We start from the raw sequence: 6,461 nt of genomic DNA on the forward strand, positions 1-6,461 counted from the left end.
ACGCGTGCCCGAGCTGGGCGGCGACTTGTTCGAGGGTCCACGGATCGCCCCACCATCCGGCGACCAGGGACGAGGCGCACGTGTGGCGGAGGTCGTGCCATCGGACGGGGCGCCCGTCGTGGCGGCGCTCGGGGCGAAGGTTCGCGGCGGCGAGCCACTCGGGCCACTCGGCGGGGGCCTTCTTCGCCTGGCGTCGAGCTCCCGAGGGGAGCGGGAAGAGGAGGCGGTGGGGGTTGGGGCGCGCGGCGACGAGGGGGAGCCACTGATCGAGGGCCCACCGCGCGAGAGGCAGGATCGGGATGTGGTTGATCCGGCCGTTCTTGCGCGGCTTGCCGTGGGAGCCGTAGCGCACCGTGATCATGTTCCGCGCGAGGTCGATGTCCGTGAGGTGTTGCGCCCACTGCTCGCTTTCGCGCATGCCGGTCCCGAGGGCGAAGGCGATCAGGCATCGGCCTTCGAGGGGGATCGCCTCGCACGTGAGGATCGCGGTCTGCTCCTCGGGGGTGAGGTACGTCCACGGGTCGTGGGTGCGGGCCTTCTTCTTCTGAGGAAGGCGGACACCGCGGGCGGGGTTCGCCTCGAGGTGGCCCGCTTCGACCGCGGCCTCAAGGGCGCACCGAAGGAGGTTCAGGCTGTACTGCGCGGTGTCGTGGGAGATCTTGCGGTCCTTCGTCTTCTTGTGGCCCTGCCCGGGTGCGGCCTTCTTCCGAAGGAGTTCGCGTCCCCACTCGCGGACGTCCTGCGTGCGGATCGAAGCGACGTGCCAGTCTGCGAAATAGGCCGTGTCGATGTGCCTTCGCCAGCGGGATCGGTCGGTCTTGACGTCGCGGTTTCCGCCGAGCTCTCGCTCGTCCAGGTAGCGCACGCCCCACGCTCGGAGCGTCAAGCCTCCGGGCTCGGTGGCGTCCGCTTGGCCGATCTTCACGAGCGCGGCTTCGAGCAAGTCCTCGGCTTCCTCGTACGTGGCGCACGGGCGGAGGCGCGCGCCGGCCCCGGGGAGGCGGGGGCGGAACGTGCCGTTCGGCATCTCCTCGATCGTTCCGCGGCCTCGCCCGCGGCGTTTGTCCTTCTCGCTCATTTATTTATCTTGTAACCGAGGCGGCGGAGGTCTTCCGTCGCTCGCTGCATGTCGAGCTCACTCGGGGGACGAATGGGCGGCGGCGGTGGGAGATCGAATCGCACGGGGCGACGGCGCGGCCGGTTGTCGCCCGGCTCGTCGCCTTCGGGCGCCTCGATGAGGTCGGCGAGCCTGCGTAGAAGGAGGGCGATTTGCGTCCACTTCCCGCTGACACGCGGGCGCGCTGTGGGTGCTCGGGCGGCTTTCAGCCGGCGCGGCGCGGCGGCCTCTTGCCCTTCGCCCTGGTCGTCGCGTCGTCGCTCCGCTCGCGCCATGGCAGCACGCTCCCGGCCCGCGCGATCGGCGCGGGGCTCGGGAGACGGTACTGGCAGGCGACAACCATGTCAACTGCCAACACGGACGCCCATCCCCTACGTAGCGCGCGCTCGGGTGCGCGTCGCCTTCTTCGCCGGGGCTGCGCCGGTGATCTCTCGTTCCTGCTTGAGGAAGGCTTCGCGAGCGCGGAAGGCGTCGATCCACCACAGGACGGTGCGGGCCTCGGCGTCCTTGACCGGCATCCCGAGCACGGCGCGGATCGCCTCCTCGTCGACGCCTCCGTCTCGCGCGATGCTCGCGGCGAGGGCGCGATTCGGGATCGGATCTTCCTCCGTCTCCTCCATCGGTCCCTGGCCGGTCATCAGCCACTCCATGTTCACGCGCAGCGCCTTCGCGACGCGCTGAACCGTCGTGGCGGTCCCCCCAAACTTCCCCCGCTGCTTGCTCTCAAGCCTGCTCGTCGTCCCCTGCGACACGCCTGCGAGGCGATCGAGCTCGGTGCTCTTGATGCCGCGGAGCTGACGGGCCTGCTTGACCCGGTCCCCAAGATCCATGGCTCGATGCTGCACACGGTCCGGCCGTGGTTGCAAGCACCTTTTGCCCCTGTCCTACGTTGTCACTTGACAACATAGGGTCGGCGGGTGGATCGTGGGCTCGATGTCGGCGGCACGATCGACGGACGGGCGGGACGAGCTTCGCGGCGAAGGGACGCTCGCCGAGGTGCTCGATGGGCTGGCGGGGTGGCATCTCGCGACGGCGGACGCGCTCGAGCTCGCCGAGGAGCTGCCGGACGGCTGCGCGCATGCCGTGTGGATCGATCCGCCCTATTGCTCGGGCGGATACACGGAGACGGCGCGGCGGCAGGCGCGCGGGATGCTCACGCACGGGAGCGTCAAAAAGCTCGGCTGGTTCATCAATGACAACATGGGCTCGGCCGGGCTCGTGTGGCTCCTTCGGTGCGTCGCGGTGCAGGCGTTCCGCGTGCTGGTCGAGGGCGGGAGCCTCGGGGTTTTCTGTGACTGGAAGATGATCCCCCTCCTCGCTCCGGCTCTCGAATCGAGCGGGCTCCGGTGGCAGGCGATGGTGATCTGGGACAAGGAGCAACCGGGGCTCGGGACGGGGTTTCGCGCTCAGCATGAGGTGGTTCTCCATTTCGTGAAGGGGACCGGCGTCTTTCACGATGCGAGAACGGGGAACGTGCTGCGGCAGGCGCGGATCCCTACGCCGGACCGGAATCATCAAACGGCAAAGCCTCCGGACCTGATCGAGCGGTGCCTTTCGGTCGTGGCTCCTCCCGGGGGCCTGGTCGTCGATTTCTTTACCGGCGGCGGCTCGACGGGCGTTGCAGCGCGGCGGCTCGGGATGCGGTTCGTCGGATGCGAGATCGATCCGGGCATCGCGGCGCATGCGCGGGAGGCGATCAAATCGCAATGCACCGACGCGCGGCGGCTGGTGAAGGCAAACCAACTCGGGCTGTTCGGGGAATAGGATGGTGCTTGATCCTGGGGTGCTCGGCTCGCGTCCTAGCGTCGTGGTGATCGCCATCGGCGCGATCCGCAACGCAACGCGGGCCGATCTGCAACTGGCGGAAAAGGCCGTGCTCCTGGCCCTCGCGCTACGCATGGATCACGAGGGGATCGCACGGACGAACCACGGGACAATCGCGGGGGATCTCGGTACGTCCAAATCGGTTGTCGCGGAGGTGGTCGCATTCCTCCGAAAGATCGGCGTGCTTTTGGTCGAGGGGCCGACGGCGCGGCGACCCGTGATGGCGTTCCGGATTGCGCTCGAAGTGCTCGGCGGACCCAGCGGGGAGCCTCGGCGGCGGGTGCGGGCTCGGAGGGCGCTGGACCGCCCAGCGGTTCAGCCTGGACCGCCTGGCGGTTCAGGGAATGAAAGCGCCTGCGCTGCCGGGCAGTCCAGCCTGGACCGCCCAGCGGTTCAGGAAGGCGGCGAAGTCGAGGGCGGCGCGCTCGATGCCTGGACCGCCCGGCAGTCCAGCGGCGACGCAGTGGACAAGGGTGCCTGGACCGCCCGGCAGTCCAGCCTGGACCGCCCGGCGGTTCTGCCTGGACCGCCCGGCGGTTCTGCGGATCTCCCTTCTCTCTCTCTGTTTCTTGATCTGGATCCTGATCTTGAAAGACAGAAAGAGAAGATAGAGAGAGAGGCGACGAAACCGGGGAGCTCGAAGCGCCGGGCTCGAGGCGCGGCGCAGGGGGAAGCCGCGCCCTGCCAGGTGGGGCTCGTGGGCGTTGCCTCGGCAAGCGACGAAGGCGGTAAGACGAAACGGCGAAAACCGCTGATACCGCTGCCGGATGGCTGGGCTCCCTCGCCGGGGATGCGTCAATGGGCGCTGGCCCAAGCGATAAAGGCCGGCCTCGCGTGGACGGAAGCGGACGTGGAGCACGAGAGTGCCACGTTTTGCAGCAAGGCGAGGGCGAAGGATCAGCGCTGGGCGGATTGGGGGGCAGCCTGGGAAAATTGGATCCGCATGGGGATCAAGTTTGCCTGGAAGCAGGGCAAGACCGAGGAGGCGCGGACGGGGGGCCCGGGTCCACGTCGGGCGGTCGGGGCGCAGCCGCTGTTCTCAACCGAGCCCATCGAGCGGGTGGACGAGGACGAATCTGCGCCGGTTTGTGCGGGAGGTAATTACCTATGACGGGCGCGAAGCATTCGGCGTCGGCGGCCGCGGACCGGGAGTTCTTCCCGATGCCGCGGGATGGCGCGTATCCGTGCGGGTATGGGTGCGGGGGGAGCTCGCGGCTGCCCGGAATCTGCGAGGCGTGCGCGACCGAGGAGCGGCAGGCGGCCTTCGACGCGGAGCTGCGCCCCGCGCTGCGCTCAATCCCGGCGCGGTTCGCGTGGGCGGTTCCGGGTGGGGACGAACTTGCGGAGCGGCTGAAAAACGAGCGGATCCAGGGCTGGGCCCGGGTGCGGCGCGAGCTGATGGCGGCCTTCGATGCGGGGAAAAACGTGGTGATCCTCGGGCCGGAGCCGCAGGTGGGGAAAACGTCGGCCGCGTGCGTGGTGCTGCGGCACGTGATCCAGCGGGGGACGTTCGATGCTCTTCCCGCCGAGGTGCGGGCGGCGCTCGTGGGGAATGCGGCTCCTTCGAGGCCGCTCGCGAAAACGGGGGCGCCGAGGAGGCCGGTCCACGTGGAGATCGCGCTGCCGGAGCAGGTGCGGATCGCTCGGGGGGCGCGGTTCGTGCCGGCGCGGGCGCTGCGGGGGGATTCGGTTGCGGCAGAGGCCGCGCGGGAGGTGGCGACAGCGGCAACGGTGCTCGTCCTGGATGATGTCGGGGACGAGCTCGATTCGGCTCCCGAGGGGTCGGGGTGGATTCCGGATCGGGTGGCGGGGACGCGGGAGGTGATCGATTACCGGCACAAGGAGCCACGGCTGCGGACGATTGTCACGACGTGGTTATCCGAGGAGAGGATGGCGGCGTATTACGGGGGGGGAACGGCGAAGCGGGTTTATGGGCAGGCGGCTGTCGTAAAGGTGGGGACCCACAAGGTGGTCTGATGGTTGGCAGACGTGGTACCAAGAGATGTGAAGGGGCGTGGGCGACGCTCTATTCGCTACACGTCGCGAGTGCTCTTAAGATCGAGTGTCTCTTTTCGCACCCTCTCACGAGCTGGGGCGCGCTCAGTTTCCAGCATCGAGAGCGTCCGGTTCAGGAGAAGTTCAGCCTCTTCCGCAAGCATCGCTGTTTCCTTACTGCGGGAAATGAGATCGCGCGACATGGGGCCATGGAGAGAAATGTCCATCAGCCGTCGGAATTCCACAACGGCATCGCGCATCTCGGCGAACTTCCCTTGTCGCGCGAGCCGGTAGATTTCGATACCGAGTTCATGCAACCACGGCATCCAGTCTCGGAAGATGCTGGCAATGAGGAGAAATCCCATTGCGGGGGAAGTCGATGCTCCGGCATGCAGAAGGTCATGCAGCATCATCGGGTGAATGCGTCCGCGCCGCCAGGGCCCCAAGCGAGGAGCTTCGATATGATCGTCGATTCGTCGCGGCAGCGCGTGTATCGAAGCCTTAATTTCATCCAAGATCCCCTCCTGGTCTTTGGTCCCAATGCGCGCCTCCATTTTACTAATACTAGTTCGGAGGTCGACAACAGTGGCAACCACGTCAGCGAGAGAACGCTCCTCGGGCTTTTCGCTTTGTCGAAGGATCTGAAGATCGAGCGACACGGAGATCGGAGTCTCGAGAGCCGAGGGATCTTTTTCGAGAGCCCTGACTTGGTCAATGATCTCGTTCTTCGCGTGCTCGACGCTGTCGAGGTCGCGATGATCGACGTAGATCGTTCGAGTACCTGCGACATCGAACGGGATGGCATCACCCTTGCGGATCAGTTGAACGAGAGGTTTCCGCAGAGCGTGGCGAATCGCCAACTCATAGAAAACGTTGGGATTCCGTTCGGTGAGGTCGGCGACTACCAACGGATCATTGACCACGTGCTGGATGACCTGGCTGGTGATGATTCCAGGCTTGTCGATCTCATCCGCTCGAACGGCTTTGTAGCCGCAATGGGCTACAGCCGGGCGAATTACATGTTTGAGCACCTGATCCGAGCGCTTCCGCGTCTCTGAATCTGTGTCACCAATCGGCGCGATGACAAAACATGACTTTTCGGTAACCATCGATGTCTCCGCCGCTCAACGGTTCAGTGTCCTTGGTCTGCGCCGATTCGCGATACCGTCGTATGCACCAGCCGGCTTGGCGGACCAAACGGGGGGGCCGATGTTTACACCTCGACGACTCAGGCGCAAGCCACAAATTCGCGATTTCGCCGGGAACGAGCGGGATGAATCGGCCCAGGCTGCCAGCCCGTTTGTGGTGCCCGAGCTCGTCGCACATGAAGAGCTTGATCGGCTCCTCGCCGAAGGGTCGGGCCCAGCCGCGGTATTTTCATTACCTTGTGCGGCGGGCGACCGCGCTCGACAGCGTATTTCTGCCGCACCCGCATCCGGGGGGGTCGAAGTGGCAGGAATGAAGGCGGCGGCGCGGCGCTCGCGCGGGCTGCTCGGCGACGGCCGCGAGCTCGGCGCGATCTGCC

The 6,461-nt window shown here is 66.7% G+C and carries 7 protein-coding genes and 1 pseudogene; 4 read left to right on the top strand and 4 right to left on the bottom strand.

The genetic code is table 11. The features are described 5' to 3' along the window. Positions 1-25: 25 nt before the first annotated feature. The 3 genes and pseudogenes from KEG57_RS56090 to KEG57_RS21715 form a co-directional block, all read right to left on the bottom strand. Positions 26-1,078: pseudogene (locus KEG57_RS56090) on the bottom strand (tyrosine-type recombinase/integrase); the annotation flags it as partial. Then, the gene (locus KEG57_RS21710; protein WP_272458755.1) at positions 1,075-1,392 is read right to left on the bottom strand and encodes a hypothetical protein; all 318 of its coding nucleotides are present in this window, start codon (positions 1,390-1,392) and stop codon (positions 1,075-1,077) included. The pseudogene KEG57_RS56090 and the gene KEG57_RS21710, both read right to left, overlap by 4 nt. Positions 1,393-1,488: 96 nt before the next feature. Next, the gene (locus KEG57_RS21715; RefSeq protein ID WP_272458756.1) at positions 1,489-1,947 is read right to left on the bottom strand and encodes a helix-turn-helix domain-containing protein; all 459 of its coding nucleotides are present in this window, start codon (positions 1,945-1,947) and stop codon (positions 1,489-1,491) included. Positions 1,948-2,050: 103 nt separating this feature from the next. Here KEG57_RS21715 and KEG57_RS21720 point away from each other — a divergent pair, with 103 nt between their 5' ends. The 3 genes from KEG57_RS21720 to KEG57_RS21730 are packed head-to-tail and all read left to right on the top strand — an operon-like array spanning position 2,051 to position 4,918. Next, positions 2,051-2,881, top strand: a complete 831-nt coding sequence (locus tag KEG57_RS21720; protein WP_272458757.1) for a DNA-methyltransferase — start codon at positions 2,051-2,053, stop codon at positions 2,879-2,881. 43 nt (positions 2,882-2,924) lie between these two features. Continuing rightward, positions 2,925-4,052 (top strand): hypothetical protein, encoded by a 1,128-nt coding sequence (locus KEG57_RS21725; RefSeq protein WP_272458758.1) that lies wholly within the window; start codon positions 2,925-2,927, stop codon positions 4,050-4,052. Then, positions 4,049-4,918 (top strand): hypothetical protein, encoded by an 870-nt coding sequence (locus KEG57_RS21730; RefSeq protein WP_272458759.1) that lies wholly within the window; start codon positions 4,049-4,051, stop codon positions 4,916-4,918. The genes KEG57_RS21725 and KEG57_RS21730 overlap by 4 nt, the downstream gene beginning before the upstream one ends. 56 nt (positions 4,919-4,974) lie before the next feature. Here the strand turns inward: KEG57_RS21730 and KEG57_RS21735 are convergent, their stop codons facing one another. Continuing rightward, the gene (locus tag KEG57_RS21735; RefSeq protein ID WP_272458760.1) at positions 4,975-6,045 is read right to left on the bottom strand and encodes a hypothetical protein; all 1,071 of its coding nucleotides are present in this window, start codon (positions 6,043-6,045) and stop codon (positions 4,975-4,977) included. Between the two features lie 100 nt (positions 6,046-6,145). Between KEG57_RS21735 and KEG57_RS21740 the strand changes: the two genes are divergently transcribed. Further along, positions 6,146-6,461: hypothetical protein (locus KEG57_RS21740; protein ID WP_272458761.1), on the top strand; the 316-nt coding region annotated here is incomplete at its 3' end.

This window comes from Polyangium jinanense (assembly GCF_028435365.1).

Bases quoted from the DNA above. Each gene is read 5' to 3' on its own strand.
- KEG57_RS21710 (WP_272458755.1), bottom strand. From the start codon at position 1,392: ATGGCGCGAGCGGAGCGACGACGCGACGACCAGGGCGAAGGGCAAGAG.
- KEG57_RS21715 (WP_272458756.1), bottom strand. From the start codon at position 1,947: ATGGATCTTGGGGACCGGGTCAAGCAGGCCCGTCAGCTCCGCGGCATC.
- KEG57_RS21720 (WP_272458757.1), top strand. From the start codon at position 2,051: ATGTCGGCGGCACGATCGACGGACGGGCGGGACGAGCTTCGCGGCGAA.
- KEG57_RS21730 (WP_272458759.1), top strand. From the start codon at position 4,049: ATGACGGGCGCGAAGCATTCGGCGTCGGCGGCCGCGGACCGGGAGTTC.
- KEG57_RS21735 (WP_272458760.1), bottom strand. From the start codon at position 6,045: ATGGTTACCGAAAAGTCATGTTTTGTCATCGCGCCGATTGGTGACACA.